This window comes from Peribacillus simplex (assembly GCF_001578185.1).
Classification (GTDB): Bacteria; Bacillota; Bacilli; order Bacillales; family DSM-1321; genus Peribacillus; species Peribacillus simplex_A.
The window spans coordinates 2,505,792-2,521,228 of record NZ_CP011008.1 but is presented as its reverse complement, the minus strand read 5'-3'; the positions used below and the strand labels follow the sequence as shown (position 1 = coordinate 2,521,228).

Below are 15,437 nucleotides of genomic sequence, written 5' to 3'. Positions count from 1 at the left end.
TCGTTTTTCGTTTTTAACACGAATTTCTCAATGATGGTTCGTTCAAATTCCAGTGCAGAATTACCACGCACATTATAATCGGCCAGGATATTGCCTGCCTCGACTATAATTCGAATTCTATAGAGGCCCATGGGTATTAATTGGGTACAGATTCCCGTTTAAGGCAAATGAAACTCTGCCTGTTTCCTCAGATACTACCAATACAAGGGCATCACTTCGTTCTGTTAAACCTAAAGCAGCGCGATGGCGGGTTCCAAGTTTTTTTCCACCTGTTGATCTGCTAGAAAGTGGAAGGACATTTGCTGCAGATTCAATATGATTATGACTTACCAATACAGCACCATCATGTAGTGGATTTCCAGGAAAAAAAATTGATTCCAATAATGAATGGGTTAACTCTGCACCTATGGGAATACCGGGTTGAATCAAAGAATCCACTGAATCCCCCCGTTGAATCACAATTAATCCCCCATGTCTAAGATTTGACATATTTTGTACGCAAATAGATAATTCCGGATATTTGTCCGTAAACGGAGACAAATAACAGTTTAAATAAAAAGTTGCAGCTTTCATATCAATGTATACAAATTTTTCTTTAATTTTTTCAAAATTTCCAAGAAGACAATAATTTTCATCACCCATTGCTTCTAAGTTATCCTGTAATGCCGTTATTACTTGGCGAATATCCTCTTTTAAAATTTGTTTCATTGGTGAAAAATCACAATTATCATTATTCACAGACAGGCGCCTCCCCTTTATTTTTTCACTCTTTTTTTAGATAAACCATAATTATTTTCGTATTTGGATCTATTTGAAGCTTGTTAAATCTATAATTTTCAATCTACTTAAAGTTTGTCTTCAAGATAATTAATTATTCATCTAATGAGATAGGCACTTTGTTTAACGAATGGGGTTTAACAATCAGTAATGATTTTTTCACATTTTTTTCTGTCATATGGACAAGGTAAGAGAATAAATATGTTAATGACCCGTTGGAAGATATCCTATAATTAATATGAGGTGGTATAAAATGCCTTACGTAACTGTATTTGACCAAGGAACTTTTGAAGTTGAAATGGGAAAAAAGTTAGTATTAGCGTTGGAAGATAACGGTATAAATATTCTCCACAGATGTGGAGGGAAGGCAAAATGTACAACTTGCAGAGTGGAAATATTGGCAGGTGATTTTTTGGAAGTCACAAATAAAGAAAAAAAGGTCTTTGAGGAAAAAGGAATGGAGGATCATTTGCGTTTATCCTGTCAAATTTACGTGAATGGAGATATAACCATTCGACCGATCATGACTGTTGAAAACTCTGGAATTGCCGCTGGGCCACGGCCTGCTGACTAAATAGGATCAATACTGTATTAAGCGATATAACATGATGTCATGACATATCAAAACGACTAAAAAAGTTTCCATAGTCGTTTTGATGTTTTTAATCTTTTGCTATGTGAGTCACTTTTTTTCCATGACCGCAAAGTAATTTTCTTCGTTATCAGCAAAATTAAATACTCTTCCAGAAGGCATCTTTACAAGTTCCCCCAGTTTTATATTCTTCTCCGAAAAGTTTTTATATAATTCATCAAGGTTTTCCGAGAAAAACATTAACGAGGGTGTATTAAGATTTAATTCAGGCTGCATTTTAGCAATGAATTCCTTGTTATGCAAGATGATACTAGTTTGTGCGTCCTTTGTTGGCGCAATTTCAATCCATCTCAAGCCTTGGCCGTTATTTTCTTCAGAAACAACGCTAAACCCCATTTTTTCTGTCCAAAATTTCAATGACTCATCCTGGTTATTTACATATAACATAATTTGACCGACATTATTAATCATTTGCTTCTCTCCCTTTCTGATGGTTCCGTTATTATTGATTACTCTTTCCGTTTAATCATATTGATGGAAACAGATAGCTACTTGAATCGTATAATAAATGTAATATTTTAGCAATATCCACCAAACTTCAATATCTCCGCTTATTAAGAGGTAAAATAAAGTTAAAAACAATCATTTGCTGTTTTTGAAAACTGTACAACAAAGAGAATAACTTGTTCATGCTCCATTAGTCAAATATCTTACGAATTTTGCTTAGTTATATCTCCTACATATTTCAAATGACCTTCCAGAAATTGCGCTACCACAGTTAATGGTAACATAACTTTATCTCTCTTTTTGGAATATAGAACCGTCTCTTTTTTAATGACACTAGCACTCCATCAAGTTTAAAAGAAAAATGATATACAGAATCATACTCATACCATTAATAATATTGAATCTGCACAGGTAGTTACATTAAAAAAACTGATTGATCTTTATATACTGGAATTTGCAGGACTTTTCGCTTTTTCACAGAACTTCTATAGAGTATCTATCAAAGGAGGTAACTAATGTTTCTATCGAAAGAAGGATTGTTAAATATATTAGAAGGCAACAGGAGATTGACAATGCGGGTAGTTGAAGCCTTTCCTGAAGAAGAATTATTTCACTATACACCGGCCGAGAAGCTTCGCCCTTTCGCCGAGATGATTAAAGAAATCATGAACATTGAAACTGGATATATGCGTGGAATTGCACTTAGTGTATGGGAGTTTCCAGATTCGTTTGCTGCACTTTCTACAAAAGAGGCACTAATATCTGCATGCGAAGCAGTAAGGCAAGATACTAGAAAACTGTGGGAGGAAATTACCGAGGAAACACTTGAAGCGGTTGAGAAGGATCCCTTTTTCGGACCCTCACAAAGCCACTTTGAGAGACTTCAATATGCCCTCGAAAATGAAATCCATCACAGAGGACAGGGATATATCTATCTCAGAACACTCGGGATTGAACCACCGGAATTTTTCGTCCGGTAAAAGGAAGTCTATTGCAAGAAAATTTAACAACACTTAATACAATAGGTGTATGAATCTTGTGGCAAAAAAATATAAAATAATAGGAGTGAAACAAATGTCAGTTGATGCATATCTAAATTTTAATGGGAATTGTAGAGAAGCAGTAGAGTTTTACGCAGAGGTTTTTGGAACGGCATCACCTAATATCATGACCTTTGGGGAAACACCGCCTAATCCGGAATTTACTCTTCCAGAAGAAGCAAAAGATTTAGTCATGCATACAAGGCTAAGTATTAATGGAAGCAATGTCATGTTTTCCGATGCTTTTCCTGGCATGCCTTTTGTCGAAGGAAATAATATCAGCTTGGCATTTGTTAGTAAGGATTTGGATGAAATTAAATCAACCTTTAATAAACTTAGTCAAGGCGGTAAGGTTGGGATGGAGCTCCAAGAAACATTTTGGAGTAAAATTTACGGTCAGTTAACGGATAAATTCGGAATCCAATGGCAATTTAACTTCGAGAGCTGAGAAATGGACATGAAACTTTTTTGATTTCTCTTCAATTTGGATATAGGGCTTTTCACTGGTGAAAAGTTTCTATATCCTTTTTGTGTTTCCATCCCCTTAAAGCTTTTTATGGTGCATCCTTATATTTTATTTGACCAATAATCATTGCTCATTCCTCAAATGTCCTCCCATATTGGTTCCTTTACCGTCTCTGGTTTCCAGTGAGATTGATGTGGTAATGCTTCATTCAATGAATTCTTCTTGAAGAACCACTGATATACATTTGCGCCTATTATTAACGACACTTTTGGAAATGCCATTTACTTTCATAAGCGCATGCCCAGCTTCGATATTCAATCTCGAAATGGTCTAAGTCTAGAATTTTGCACGAGATTGTACTATTTATCTATTAAATCGTTGATTAATTCTTTGGTCGCCTGTAAACACATATATAAAATTTATATAAGTTTATCATCAATAGTATATTATACATATTAAAAATCCGAATTTATAATGAAGATATCAATTTTAAAAGGGGGTAATTGAAATGGAATTTAGTAAACTTGGCAATAGCGGATTAACCATTAGCAAGATTGCATATGGGAACTGGATAAATCATGGGGGTAAAGTAGATGAGGTGACTGGAAGTTACTTTTTTTAGGTTTTTCTTTTCACAGTTTCATCGACTTGGGCGGTAATCCCTATTAGAATAAATAATATTTCATAGCTATAATGGTTTATATGATCAAGATATTGCATTACCTCATGGCATGTTGATGCTGACAAAAGTCCGAAATTCCTCAACATATAGCTCATCTTCTTACAACCGGCTAGACCACTGCTTATAATCGAAAAAATATCATTTTTGACTGCGGAACATAATTAGATAGGAGATATTTAACCATGGATCATTTAATTACACCAGCCATTCAACGTTGCGATAAAATAATAGAAAGAAAAATCCGATACGACTCCGTTGTTGTAGAACATGACTGTTTGCTGTTAAAATCACAAAATCAAAATGTCGTGCTATTTCATAAAGTAATGGATTCCTTCACGATGGTAGCAGGCCCAACAAAATTGACCATTCCTATAGGCAGTTATACGATTGCCTATTACTGGAAAGACCGCCCTTATAATCTATACATTTGGAGAGATTATGAAGGGAAATATATAGGATCCTATTTTAATATTGTAAAAAATACAGATATGACGGATAAGTTGGTTTCCTTTGAGGATTTGATCATTGATATTATGGTGCTTCCGGATGGGGACTGCTTTATTTTAGACGAGGAAGAATTACCTGTGCCATTAGAGCAATTCGAGAATGGGTCTGTTAAACAAACTCTGAATTCTTTACTGGATTCCATTGACAGTCTTCTTTCCCAAACCATTTCAGAATCCGAGAAATCCTATAAACATAAAGACCTTCTACCATGGTTGAACAACAGATAACATAGGTGTTGGTTCTTTGTCCTCTTCCAAAAGGTAGTTTTTATATAAATTGTTGTTTTTTTTTCACATACGAAAGAGTTGATATAATCCGTTTTAAGGAGCGGATTAGGTAGCATTGGATTCAAACAAGTAAAAGGTATTGTCGAGAGTGATGAAACCTTTTTTCATAAGGCTCAGAAAATCAGCCATAGAAAAGCAAAAAACTCGGAGAAAAAAATAAAAAAGGTATACCTAATCTAAAGGTTGCAGTGGTATTAGCACAAGAACGTAATGGAGTTTTGTAGAAGCTCATTGCATATATCTAATTAAAGATAATGTCCCGTTAGTTAAAGAACATTTATGTCTATTTAGATAATTATGTGCTTGTAATCAGGACCTTCTTCTCTTTTTTTAATAATTATGTTCTCATCAAGTCCATTACATATGGCGAAATAGCCATCGAACAAGTGAAGCCCAAAACCAGTTAAATAACAATACTCCGTTGCGTTTATTTCATATCTTTCAAAATTTAAATCCCAATCACCCATTTACCAATTGCGAAATTAAGGTCTTCTAACTTATTCTTTTCCCAATTAAGCCTTAAATCTGTCCCCTACCAACAAAGGTCTTGGAAAACAAGGATTTTATCAAACGCAACAGCGTATTCATCAGTTTTATAAGCACATATTCTAGATGGAAATCTTCAAAGCGGATAATCATGGGACAATCATTAAACCATTTATTTTCATCTTGTTCCCAAGCAACCATATTTCTTGTACATTTTTTCCAATTAGTTCTTCAAGTTCAGATCTATGGTCTTCTATGATATTGAATGGATTAATATACATTTTGGGATTGTAATTTTTAATTCCGAACAAAAAAAACACCTTCACAATGGAGTAATAATCTCAGGTCATCATCTCTTGTTAACCTAAACTGTTTCGTTTGTTGAAAAATTACTTTAAAACAAAAAGCCTACTATTTCATAGGCTTTTTATCATCACTGCATGAAACATATGTGAATGTTAAATGATTTTATTCTTTATTGTTAAAAATGATTTTAACAGCTAGATACTGGGTTGCTTTTAAATGGAGAAAATTAAAGGTACACCTTTTATTTCACTCCCCATCGGCTTGTGCCGATATACTGTCAAGTTCATCGATATTCTTCGTTACCTTTGCACTGTATGAGTAGTCACCGTAGCAATATGGATATCGGAAATTCTCTTTGTCTCCGCCGCAATCATAGAGGGTGGGGTTTTTTTCGACCTGAAGCAGGGAGAACTTCTTCGCAAGCTCTTCAGTATGCTTGCCCCCTTTATTTGCAACGAAATCAATATAACCAATTCCCATGTTATAAGCTTGAATGATCGTAGCAAAATCCACGTCCTTTTCATTGCCATATTCATTGATCCTATTGAAATGTTTCACTCCATACTTAATGCTTTCCGTTGGATCTGTGATTGTATTCGGGTCAAGCCCCGCCGACTCAGATGCCTGCATTGGATCACCGCCCCGTCCTCGGCTTTCCTGCTGCATCAAGGCAATCAATGTCGAAGTATGCTCCTCAAGTCCGTATTTAGACAGCTCGTCGCGGAGAAGTGTACTATACTTTTTCACGTTCGCAAAAGAATCAAGCGAATTTACTGATGTGGAAACATTTTCGGAATATGGGCTTTTCATGATCTCCTTTATAAGCAAAAATGCAAAAATCAGGATGAAAATGACAAAAACATTCTTAGATCTCTTTCGTTTCTTCTTCACATTCTCTCTCCGTTATCTCTAGGTTATATATTTATATCTTAACAAATAGTAAGAGTAATAACTATTTAGAATATCATTAAATGTTCAGGATAATAAAATTGGTATTCTATCTATAATCTCTGAACTTAGCCGCAAGAAATCCTAAAATACCTGAGTCACTTTAGTATATTTATTTGGACAATGAGACATCCTAATAGTTGGAGGTGTTATGTATGGATAAGAAGAATGATAAAGAAGAAATCCTTGACGACAAAAAGAAAAAATCCACGAACGACTTTGGAGCAGATCCAGATGAACAAGAGATGAATGGTCTGTATGGTATGTTGGAAACTGAATATGAAGATAAGCTTCACGATAAAGAAAAGTAACGAACGATTTATTTTGTTAAGCGCCTTGTATGGCGTTTTTTTTATGAATTTCATTTGTTTTGGGTTTACTTGTTACATTTTGAATCTATTTAAAAAGTGCGTAATGGAGTGTTTTTGCCTTATTGTATTCCATTTTAGCCTGATATAAACTGATTTCACCCGATTGCGGAAGCCCTGTTTCTGAATGGACTTCAAAACTTTCTTTCCCTCACTAATACAATCGCAGGGGTGCCGAATTGGACAATATTTTCCCAATCGAACTTTCCCCTTTTTCCGCTATCTATAACCGTAATTCCGTCTGTATTACTAAGACCTCCGTTTTCCCTTTTCCATTTGCTTTGAAGGGATGGTCCGTCATAATATGAGTTTCTTATTTGTTCCCGTTATATTTCCCATCGAAAAATTTATCCTTTTCGACCGGCACTTTAATCCATTCGCTTCCCTTGTCGAAGTGATGTTAAGCTAGTCATTTTCTAAAAAGTAATCAATGGTTTTTTCGGCATTGAGGGGCTGATGCCTTTTTTCTGTGGGCGCATCCATTCTTTTGGGATCTTGGTTTCATTCGTTTTTTGGTACAGAACCAGGGCAATCATAATAAGTATGGGTATATCGATAATAAACTTTTTCACGCAAAAGACTCCTTTTTTTATGCAAACCTTCATCTCTCATTTTATAAGATTTAAGGAGCCTATAGGAATATTAGCTAAGTTTATCCAAAACGATAAAACGGCGACCTACCTCTTCAAAGAGTTGTACATATCCCATTTTTGTTTGATTCAATGAATATATGGAGCCCCATCTTAAAGAAGGGCTCCATGTTTATTAATCCACTAGCCTAGGTTTGGCTGGATCGCAGTTTGGCTTTTCCGTGTTTGTCGATTCTGCCAGTTTCATTAAATAATAACATTCTTCACGCCACATATGATCTGCCATTAATGGGGAAAACGTTCCAAGAGCCTGCGCACTAAGCTCAAGTTCCTCCAATTCAAGCAGAAAGTGCTGAAAGAGTTTCATTTCCAATTTGACGTCCGCATTCATTTTTTCCAATGCCGGGAATGTTGACAGATTTGTTCGTAAATATCCAGCCAATTCAACTGCTTTTAAATAATAATCATTAAAATGTTTTTTATATTGGTCACTTTTCTCTTTTAATCTTTTTTCAACATCGTCCATGTTGGATGATATTGCCCCTGCATGCCCTGCTGCATCTAACAGCCAAACCAAATGATGATGGAGTTCATGAAAAACCGGCGGCATTTGATTTGCATTGAAGTATTTCAATAATCTTAAATATTCTTCCAATTCGTTCACCATATGATTAATGAAAGTAGGTGAAAGATGTATTTTAATTTTCCCTACCAGATGTTCTTTTAAAAGGCTTAGCTTAAACTCCCGAAGTCTTAAAACTTCCTCTTCTGCCATGACAGTAAGTTGAGTAATCTCTTCAGTATTGGCTTTACCAAGGAGAGTATCAAATACTTGAATGAATTCTGAAGCAATTTCAATGTTTTCCACTTCAACCGGAGCTAAAGATTCATGGATGAATCTGGAATGGTCTCCTAAGATTTGCAGCCAAAACCGGTGCTCGAACCTTGCTGTTTTCTCCAAAAACTCATTCATTTGCTCTCCCCCATATTTTAAAAATATCGAAACTTCACTTATAATTTGTATTCCATGAACTACATACTTATTAATATAAATTGAATGAGGGCGAAATTAAAGTTGCATACACCAAGAAATTAATGTTCTGCAATCCCAATTGAATCAAAAATCCCGTCTACTAAAGAAGGTGAGTAAGTCAAACGAGTGACCCCCCCCTTTTTTTTCTGCCTTCAGTTACCAAAAAGTGGTGTTGGTCAAAATATTGTGAACCGCCTTTGCTTTATATTTTAATTGGTTTTTGAATCTAGATATACGCTGTTTATTGTAAAAACAAAGGTAATTTTTATCTTGAATTAATGGGTTTTATTGTGGTAAAATTTTCAAAATTATGATTATTAGGAGGAAAGATAATTGTCAAATGAAATAATGAGTTACTTTGACTATCCAATGGTGAAAATTCCAGGGGGAGAAATAGAATTAAGAGACGATAGAATAAAAAGCAAATGGAAAGCTGATATAAGACCGTTTCTTCTTGCCCGGTATCCTGTAACTATAGATCTCTATAATGCTACTTCAAATAAACCACCTAATCCTATTGACGGAGTTCTAAAACCTGTTGTCGGTATTTCTTGGAATGATGCAATTTCTTTTTGCAATCTACTTTCACATAAAGCTGGACTTAGAGAGTGTTATTCTATAAGTAAAAATGGTGAAAACATAAATTGTGATTGGGAATCAGACGGTTACCGACTCCCTTCAGAAGCAGAGTGGCAATATGCATGTAAAGCGGGGACTACTGGATATAGATATGGAGAGATTGATAAGATTGCCTGGTATAACGGAAATTCAGGGGGCAAAATCCATGAAGTGGGAAGAAAGGAACCGAATTCATGGGGACTGCATGATATGTTAGGGAATGTTTGGGAGTGGTGTTGGGATTTATATGATGAACAAGTATACGGCGCTTATCGAATTTTCCGAGGAGGAAGCTGGGCTGTAGAGGCCAGGGGTTGTGGAGCTTCATGTCGTCGTCGTAGCCATCCGACATTTTGCATAGACGACCTTGGATTTCGTCTTGCCAGGTCTATATAACTTCTACAAAAACTGCTTTCACCGATATACAAAAAACGCTCCGTGAAATTTAAAGGCTCCTTAAACCTCGCTACACTTTGTTATCCATTAATATGACAGCAGAAACCATCCTTATTTTGCCCCCATAAGTAATCATGAACTTTGAATGTTCAATCGTTAAAGAAGGATTGACACACCGGAATGGTTGCAGATCTTCAATCAATCGGAATGACATATCTATAAATCATGAAGTCAAGTAGGGTTTATTTGAAAAGAACTTCCCGTTTTCAACATGAAAACCCCTGCCTCATCACTCTGAAAGTAATTGGCAGGGTTATGCAATTCAATTGTAAATCTCCAGAATATTCGTTGCAGTTTATACCTTCTCTGTTACACCTGCGAATCGATTCAAGAATGAGAGTATTTTTCGATAGACGGCAATTTCATTTTCTTTTTTGGAAAATCCATGGCCTTCATCTTCTAGAAGCATATACTCGACATCTCTTCCTCTGTCTTTCAAAGCTCGAACGATTTGATCTGATTCCTCTTTGACGACGCGGGGATCGTTTGCCCCTTGAATGACAAGCATCGGCTTTGTCATGGATTCTAAATAGGTGATAGGTGAATACTCGATTAATTTTTCCTTATCTTTTTCCGGATTTCCTACCCATTGATCCATAACCGGCTTCCAGTCTTCTGGAACGGAATTGATAAATGAGAAAAGGTTAGATGGTCCAAAAATATCGACAACTGCCTTAAAGTAATCCGCATGGCGTCCGTGTAGCAGAAGTGCCATATACCCTCCGAAGCTGCCACCCATCAATAAAATGTTACCTTTTTGTGCATGCCCTTGTTCAATCAGCCAATCAAGACCGGTTACATTATCAAGGCGTGGTCCATTTCCCCAATCACCCTCTACCATTTTCATGAATTCCAAACCATAGCCAGTAGAACCGCGGAAGTTTGGCGCAAAAATACTGTAACCATGATTCAGAAAAAATTGAAAGGAAGCCCTGAAGAATTTCCGTTCGGCCGCCTGAGGTCCTCCATGAGGCCAAAAAATGATTTCACCAATATCATTTTCCTTGTTTGCCCTAAAAAATAACGATTCGATCTCCAGGCCATCATAGGAAGGGTATGTAATGATGTCCGGTTCAACTAATTCGTTAGAATCGACGCCAGGGACAGTATATTTGGTTAATGATACCCACTCTTCACCGGATTTTTTATAAATATTATGTGGCTTGGTTGCGCTCATGCCAAATAAATAAAGCGTGCCTGATGCAGCAACCTCAAGTTTTCCGATGACGCTGCACGGGACATTGATATTTCTCCAATTTTCATTTTGCAGATTGAATTCATATAATTGATCCTCTGCACCCTTTTGACTGGTTATATATAATAATTGGTTCTCTTTACTATATTTCATGGCACTAAAACTCTCATTATACAATTCTTTAACTTTACTGAATCGGTTTGTTTCAAGGTTGTATGAAGCCAAATAAGTAAAGTCCGAATCATAATCAGTCAATAAATATATCATCGAATCTGAAACAAAAACACCATCATTCACTGTGTGTTGTTTCTCAGTAGGCGGCGTAAGCAGGAGATTTTCCTTCCCCCTTTTTGCATAGAGAAGGGTATTTGTATTAGCAAAGTCTTTATAGTAAAGTAGGGTTTCTTCATCAGGGCTAAAGCCAAACAGATAGGTCGCTGCATCCTTCCCCTCCAGGACCAGTGTTTCCTGTCCTGATTCTAAATCTAAACAATAGGAATTTAGATAGGAAGGGTTTCCTCTTGATGTTGTGTAAAAGAGCTTTTTACTGTCATTGGATAAAATCGGCATGAAATTACGTGTGTTTTCATGATGGACGATTTCCTTCATTGTCCCGCCTTTTAAGGGAATTCCATAAAACTGGGTATTTTCATTGCCGTCTTGATCGAAACCAGCAATTATAAACTGGCTCTGTTTATCAAATACCAGCTCTTGACAGCTTTGATCAATGGATGTAAGCGGATAAGGAAAGCAGTTTGGCAGATCCATTCCCCATAAATTATACTTGCCACTCAAATTCGTACTGAACACCAGTTGTTTCTCATCCGGACTAACTGCAAAATCAGCAATGGAAAAAGTTCGTAAATATTGCTCAACATCAGGTTTGGGAAAAGTGATCATCATTTGCAACCCCTTATATTATAATATAATGAAAATTCCGTAATTAATTATACATATTTTACCTTATTGATATATGTAATTCGAAAACCTAGGTAGTAGCCAATTCAATTCATTTTGTTGAAAAAAACACAGCTGTGTTCATTGCTAATTCTAACGCTTGAAAAATCTTGTTTTAAATACGAAAAAACCTAAGAGTTCGGTGCTCTTAGGCTTTTTTTAAATCAATCGATATATCTTCTTGCTCCGGCATATTCCTCTCCGTATCCCGATGTTTTTATTTCATCTATCCTTACATGTGTAGAGCTGTTTGGAGAATGAATCATTTTCCCGTCACCAATATACATTCCAACATGATGTACCTTACCTTTTCCTTTATCATAGGCAAAAAATAGTAAATCGCCTTGTTGAAGATTTTCCTGTTCCACCTTTTTACCATGAAGCGCCTGAATGGAAGAGTCCCTTGGGATCGTTATTCCGTTAGCATGGTACATGGTATAGGTAAAGCCAGAGCAGTCAAATCCAAAACCGGACATTCCAGCCCATAGGTAAGGAAGTCCTAAAAAATCTTTTCCTGATTCTACAATGTCCTTACCGGTTGGAACTGGAATTTGACTTTCGTCTTGATAAACGGACACGTCATTCGTTTCTATCCATTTTGCTCCATTACTTGGTGTCATCACCTTCACTTTATCTTTTTTCACCTGTAATAGCGGAAGGCGTGTATCGAAGCTGACCTCCATGAATTTTGACCGATTTTTCGAATCCGAATAAAGCCAAGTCTTTGGAGCAGTTACAAGGGCAAACCCTCTATTAAACTGCTTCTCTAAGGGTTTTCCTGATTTCAATTGCCCTTTTGGCATCCATCCAGGATAACCTGCATCATTACGGGGTGTCAGCTGATTGGCAACAGCAACTTTCACCCATTCACCCCGCTCTTCAAGAATGGTCACTTTAGAACCATATAATGCTTGGGTTTCCAGGTTACCCACAAGCCACAGTTTGTCTTCATAATTCATGGAGTGTATCCATGCATTCAAATCGACGGGATTCGATGCAGAAGGGGCATCGATGTCCCTTAATAATCCCGGCTCCGTCCAAAGAGTGGCCACAGCTACATCTACATAGGAAATTCTCTCCTTCTCTCTTGAACTAGCTTCATTGGGACTGAATACTAAAATACCGATAGTAAATAAAGATATCACTAAAACTGTTAACCTTTTCAAAATAATCACCCTTTCGAAATAGTTTTTATTGAGTAAATGAGGATTTCCTCTTGACTCCTAGTCCAGGTTTCTCGGAAATGAGAAGTTGATCTTTCGCAAATTGAATGCCCTCAAAAGGTTCATCCTTAATCCATAATGGTGCATCTAAATCAATCTTCGTTATATTTGGATGGGCGGTTGCTAGATGAGCCGCGGCTGCTACGCTCACGGATGATTCCATCATACTGCCGATCATGCATTCCACCCCGGCAGCTTCTGCCAAATCCGCGATTTGAAGTGCGCGTCGGATGCCTCCTGTTTTCATTAATTTAATATTAAGGAAATCAACAGCATGTTCATTCAGGAGCCTCATGGCATCACGAGGGGAAAACACACTTTCATCGGCCATGATGGGCACTTGGACGCACCTCTTTATTTCTTTTAAACCTTCGATATCATGGGCTTGCACGGGTTGCTCCACCAAATCAACGTTCAGCTTCCTTTCCTCGAGTTCATGAATGATTGAAATTGCTTGTTTTGTTGTCCACCCTTGATTTGCGTCAATCCTGATAATAACTTGATCGCCAACAGCAGCACGAATGCAGGCAACCCGCTCTACGTCACTCTTCCAGTCTTTCCCCAGCTTTATCTTCATTGTTGAAAATCCGCAATCGATGAGGGACAATGCCGCCTTTGCCATTACTTCGGGTTCATCAACGCTGATTGTCATATCATTTTTCAGGACATTTGATTTACCACCCAGATATTGATATAAAGGGAGCCGCCATCGTTTGCTGACTGCGTCATATAAGGCGATTTCAACAGCAGCTTTTGCACTTGTGTTTCCTGCACAGGATAATTGGATTAGCTGAGACAATGCGTTGATATTCTCGATGTGGCGGCCAATTAGATGTGGCGTGATCACTTCTTCAATGATGGTCATGATTCCATTTGCAGAATCACCTGTTATGGCAACCGTAGGGGCCGCTGCCCCCAAACCTTCCGTTCCATCTTCCAACTTCACCGAAACCATGATATTTTCAATTTCCATTGCTGTACGTAATGCAGTTTTGAATGGCTTGACAAGCGGCAAGGTTTCCACAGATACTTGTAAACTTTCAATCTTCATATTAACAACCCTTCCTTAAAAGCTTGAGAGTATATATGATGTTAGAATTCCAAAATAGGTACCCAGAAGACTGCCGAGTACAGCCATCAAAATCCCGACCGGTATTAGCGCACGGTTGAATGCACCAGCCAATATAGGGGCTGATGCCACACCCCCTATATTGGCCAATGAGGCAACTCCCATTGTAAATAGATCCAACTTAAAGATTTTGGCCAAAATGACCATGATCAATCCATGAAAGAATAGAATCATAAATCCGGAAAAAATATACACAGGTGCTTGAAACAGCTGTGAAAAATCGGCATGGGAAGCAATTAAACCAATGACTATATAAAGCATGACTTTTGAAATTTCCATGGAACCGGCAATACGTCCAACCTTTGTGACTGCCAGAATTAAACCTACGGTCGAAGCGATGATGATCGTCCAAGTCGTTCCATTCACAGCGGCACCCAGTACTGGCAGGCTTTCCCCAATTTTGGTTGCCCCTGCTGATACAATTAAAGCAAGTGCCAAGAAACCAATCAATTCCACGAACCCAAATTCCGTCTTGGCGGTTTCCCCTGCTTCAAGCTCGGATGTCATTTGATCAATGAAAGATGTATCCGCTTTAGTCCAAATATTGAATTTTCCTGCAAGAGGCACCAGCCAAAACAAGAACATGACCCAAATGGAATAATTGATTGTATCCATGATTAACGCATAGCCAAAAATATTTTCAGGTACATCGAGTATACCTTGCAAGATCACCATATTGGCAGATCCCCCAGTCCAGCTTGCGCTTAAAGCAGAAAATGCCTTCCATGTTCCTTCCGCATAAAAACCATTCATTAAAACGTAAGTAAGAGTGAACCCGCCGATGATACTGAATGAAGCGGCAAAAAAAGTTAAAAGCATCTTTGGTCCAAGTCTGATTATTTTTCGCATATCGCATTGCAAAAGCATGAGCATCAACATGGCGGGCAGCAGGAGGCCACGTATGGTGCTATATGCACTTTCGACTGATTCACTATCTGAAAATACCCCAAATGTTTTCATCAGAGCAGCTCCAATATAAATAAGGACAATACCAGGAACATACTTGAAGAACTTTCCTCCTATCTTTTTTTCCGCTACCGCAATCACGGCAGTAAATGCCAATAAAAAACAGACAAACATCACACCATCTTGAATCATTTCCCATACCTCCTTATATTTAAGGGATTCTGTTAAACTAAAATGTCATTTTCATCTTCGGTAAAAAGACAATAAGCAGAAGAAATCAAATTCGACAGTGAAGCCTAACGAAGCCCTACATAAAAAAATCCAGCTGCCAAAGAGCGCCTACACACTCTTTAACAGCTGGATT

15 protein-coding genes and 2 pseudogenes are annotated in these 15,437 nt (G+C 37.4%); 8 read left to right on the top strand and 9 right to left on the bottom strand.

The genetic code is table 11. The features are described from left to right. Positions 1 to 117: 117 nt before the first annotated feature. Positions 118 to 738 (bottom strand): sporulation-specific diadenylate cyclase CdaS, encoded by a 621-nt coding sequence (gene cdaS, locus UP17_RS11780; protein WP_081108800.1) that lies wholly within the window; start codon positions 736 to 738, stop codon positions 118 to 120. Positions 739 to 1,030: 292 nt separating this feature from the next. Here cdaS and UP17_RS11775 point away from each other — a divergent pair, with 292 nt between their 5' ends. Continuing rightward, positions 1,031 to 1,351, top strand: a complete 321-nt coding sequence (locus UP17_RS11775) for a 2Fe-2S iron-sulfur cluster-binding protein (RefSeq protein WP_061463177.1) — start codon at positions 1,031 to 1,033, stop codon at positions 1,349 to 1,351. A gap of 108 nt (positions 1,352 to 1,459) precedes the next feature. Here the strand turns inward: UP17_RS11775 and UP17_RS11770 are convergent, their stop codons facing one another. Next, positions 1,460 to 1,840, bottom strand: coding sequence for a VOC family protein (locus UP17_RS11770; protein WP_061463176.1), 381 nt, complete (start codon positions 1,838 to 1,840; stop codon positions 1,460 to 1,462). Positions 1,841 to 2,391: 551 nt separating this feature from the next. Here UP17_RS11770 and UP17_RS11765 point away from each other — a divergent pair. From UP17_RS11765 to UP17_RS28785, 5 genes and pseudogenes are all read left to right on the top strand, one after another. Further along, positions 2,392 to 2,856, top strand: a complete 465-nt coding sequence (locus tag UP17_RS11765; RefSeq protein ID WP_061463175.1) for a DinB family protein — start codon at positions 2,392 to 2,394, stop codon at positions 2,854 to 2,856. 94 nt (positions 2,857 to 2,950) lie between these two features. After that, positions 2,951 to 3,364, top strand: a complete 414-nt coding sequence (locus UP17_RS11760; RefSeq protein ID WP_061463174.1) for a VOC family protein — start codon at positions 2,951 to 2,953, stop codon at positions 3,362 to 3,364. Positions 3,365 to 3,890: 526 nt separating this feature from the next. Further along, a pseudogene (locus tag UP17_RS27575) lies at positions 3,891 to 3,992 on the top strand (aldo/keto reductase); the annotation flags it as partial. A 254-nt stretch (positions 3,993 to 4,246) separates the two neighbouring features. After that, positions 4,247 to 4,798, top strand: coding sequence for a ribonuclease FAU-1 family protein (locus UP17_RS11755; protein WP_061463173.1), 552 nt, complete (start codon positions 4,247 to 4,249; stop codon positions 4,796 to 4,798). Between the two features lie 99 nt (positions 4,799 to 4,897). Further along, positions 4,898 to 5,073 (top strand): annotated as a pseudogene (locus tag UP17_RS28785) (IS1595 family transposase); the annotation flags it as partial. Positions 5,074 to 5,896: 823 nt separating this feature from the next. Here the strand turns inward: UP17_RS28785 and UP17_RS11750 are convergent. Beyond that, positions 5,897 to 6,541 carry a lysozyme family protein gene (locus UP17_RS11750; RefSeq protein ID WP_061463172.1) on the bottom strand — a complete coding sequence of 215 codons (645 nt, stop codon included), beginning with the start codon at positions 6,539 to 6,541 and terminating at the stop codon, positions 5,897 to 5,899. Between the two features lie 212 nt (positions 6,542 to 6,753). Here UP17_RS11750 and UP17_RS26460 point away from each other — a divergent pair, with 212 nt between their 5' ends. After that, the gene (locus UP17_RS26460) at positions 6,754 to 6,909 is read left to right on the top strand and encodes a DUF4021 domain-containing protein (RefSeq protein WP_081108799.1); all 156 of its coding nucleotides are present in this window, start codon (positions 6,754 to 6,756) and stop codon (positions 6,907 to 6,909) included. Positions 6,910 to 7,382: 473 nt separating this feature from the next. Here the strand turns inward: UP17_RS26460 and UP17_RS27570 are convergent, their stop codons facing one another. Then, a complete protein-coding gene (locus tag UP17_RS27570; RefSeq protein WP_155727308.1) occupies positions 7,383 to 7,538 on the bottom strand; it encodes a hypothetical protein in 156 nt (51 codons plus the stop codon). A 193-nt stretch (positions 7,539 to 7,731) separates the two neighbouring features. Further along, positions 7,732 to 8,529: a DUF2935 domain-containing protein gene (locus UP17_RS11745; protein ID WP_061463171.1), complete on the bottom strand. Its 798-nt coding sequence runs from the start codon at positions 8,527 to 8,529 to the stop codon at positions 7,732 to 7,734. Positions 8,530 to 8,937: 408 nt separating this feature from the next. Between UP17_RS11745 and UP17_RS11740 the strand changes: the two genes are divergently transcribed. Next, positions 8,938 to 9,603, top strand: a complete 666-nt coding sequence (locus UP17_RS11740) for a formylglycine-generating enzyme family protein (protein ID WP_250211833.1) — start codon at positions 8,938 to 8,940, stop codon at positions 9,601 to 9,603. Positions 9,604 to 9,958: 355 nt separating this feature from the next. Here the strand turns inward: UP17_RS11740 and UP17_RS11735 are convergent, their stop codons facing one another. From UP17_RS11735 to UP17_RS11720, 4 genes are all read right to left on the bottom strand, one after another. Further along, complete coding sequence (locus tag UP17_RS11735) at positions 9,959 to 11,758, bottom strand: S9 family peptidase (RefSeq protein WP_061463169.1); 1,800 nt, start codon at positions 11,756 to 11,758, stop codon at positions 9,959 to 9,961. Positions 11,759 to 11,979: 221 nt separating this feature from the next. Then, the gene (locus UP17_RS11730) at positions 11,980 to 12,987 is read right to left on the bottom strand and encodes a C40 family peptidase (protein ID WP_061466072.1); all 1,008 of its coding nucleotides are present in this window, start codon (positions 12,985 to 12,987) and stop codon (positions 11,980 to 11,982) included. Between the two features lie 19 nt (positions 12,988 to 13,006). After that, on the bottom strand, positions 13,007 to 14,089 hold the full coding sequence (locus UP17_RS11725; RefSeq protein WP_061463168.1) for a dipeptide epimerase: 1,083 nt from the start codon (positions 14,087 to 14,089) through the stop codon (positions 13,007 to 13,009). 15 nt (positions 14,090 to 14,104) lie between these two features. Beyond that, on the bottom strand, positions 14,105 to 15,265 hold the full coding sequence (locus UP17_RS11720; protein WP_061463167.1) for a DUF819 family protein: 1,161 nt from the start codon (positions 15,263 to 15,265) through the stop codon (positions 14,105 to 14,107). Between the last annotated feature and the right edge of the window lie 172 nt (positions 15,266 to 15,437).

Coding starts and splice junctions, on each gene's coding strand:
- UP17_RS11775 (WP_061463177.1), top strand. CDS start 1,031: ATGCCTTACGTAACTGTATTTGACCAAGGAACTTTTGAAGTTGAAATG.
- UP17_RS11770 (WP_061463176.1), bottom strand. CDS start 1,840: ATGATTAATAATGTCGGTCAAATTATGTTATATGTAAATAACCAGGAT.
- UP17_RS11765 (WP_061463175.1), top strand. CDS start 2,392: ATGTTTCTATCGAAAGAAGGATTGTTAAATATATTAGAAGGCAACAGG.
- UP17_RS11760 (WP_061463174.1), top strand. CDS start 2,951: ATGTCAGTTGATGCATATCTAAATTTTAATGGGAATTGTAGAGAAGCA.
- UP17_RS11755 (WP_061463173.1), top strand. CDS start 4,247: ATGGATCATTTAATTACACCAGCCATTCAACGTTGCGATAAAATAATA.
- UP17_RS26460 (WP_081108799.1), top strand. CDS start 6,754: ATGGATAAGAAGAATGATAAAGAAGAAATCCTTGACGACAAAAAGAAA.
- UP17_RS11745 (WP_061463171.1), bottom strand. CDS start 8,529: ATGAATGAGTTTTTGGAGAAAACAGCAAGGTTCGAGCACCGGTTTTGG.
- UP17_RS11740 (WP_250211833.1), top strand. CDS start 8,938: ATGAGTTACTTTGACTATCCAATGGTGAAAATTCCAGGGGGAGAAATA.
- UP17_RS11735 (WP_061463169.1), bottom strand. CDS start 11,758: ATGATCACTTTTCCCAAACCTGATGTTGAGCAATATTTACGAACTTTT.
- UP17_RS11725 (WP_061463168.1), bottom strand. CDS start 14,089: ATGAAGATTGAAAGTTTACAAGTATCTGTGGAAACCTTGCCGCTTGTC.
- UP17_RS11720 (WP_061463167.1), bottom strand. CDS start 15,265: ATGATTCAAGATGGTGTGATGTTTGTCTGTTTTTTATTGGCATTTACT.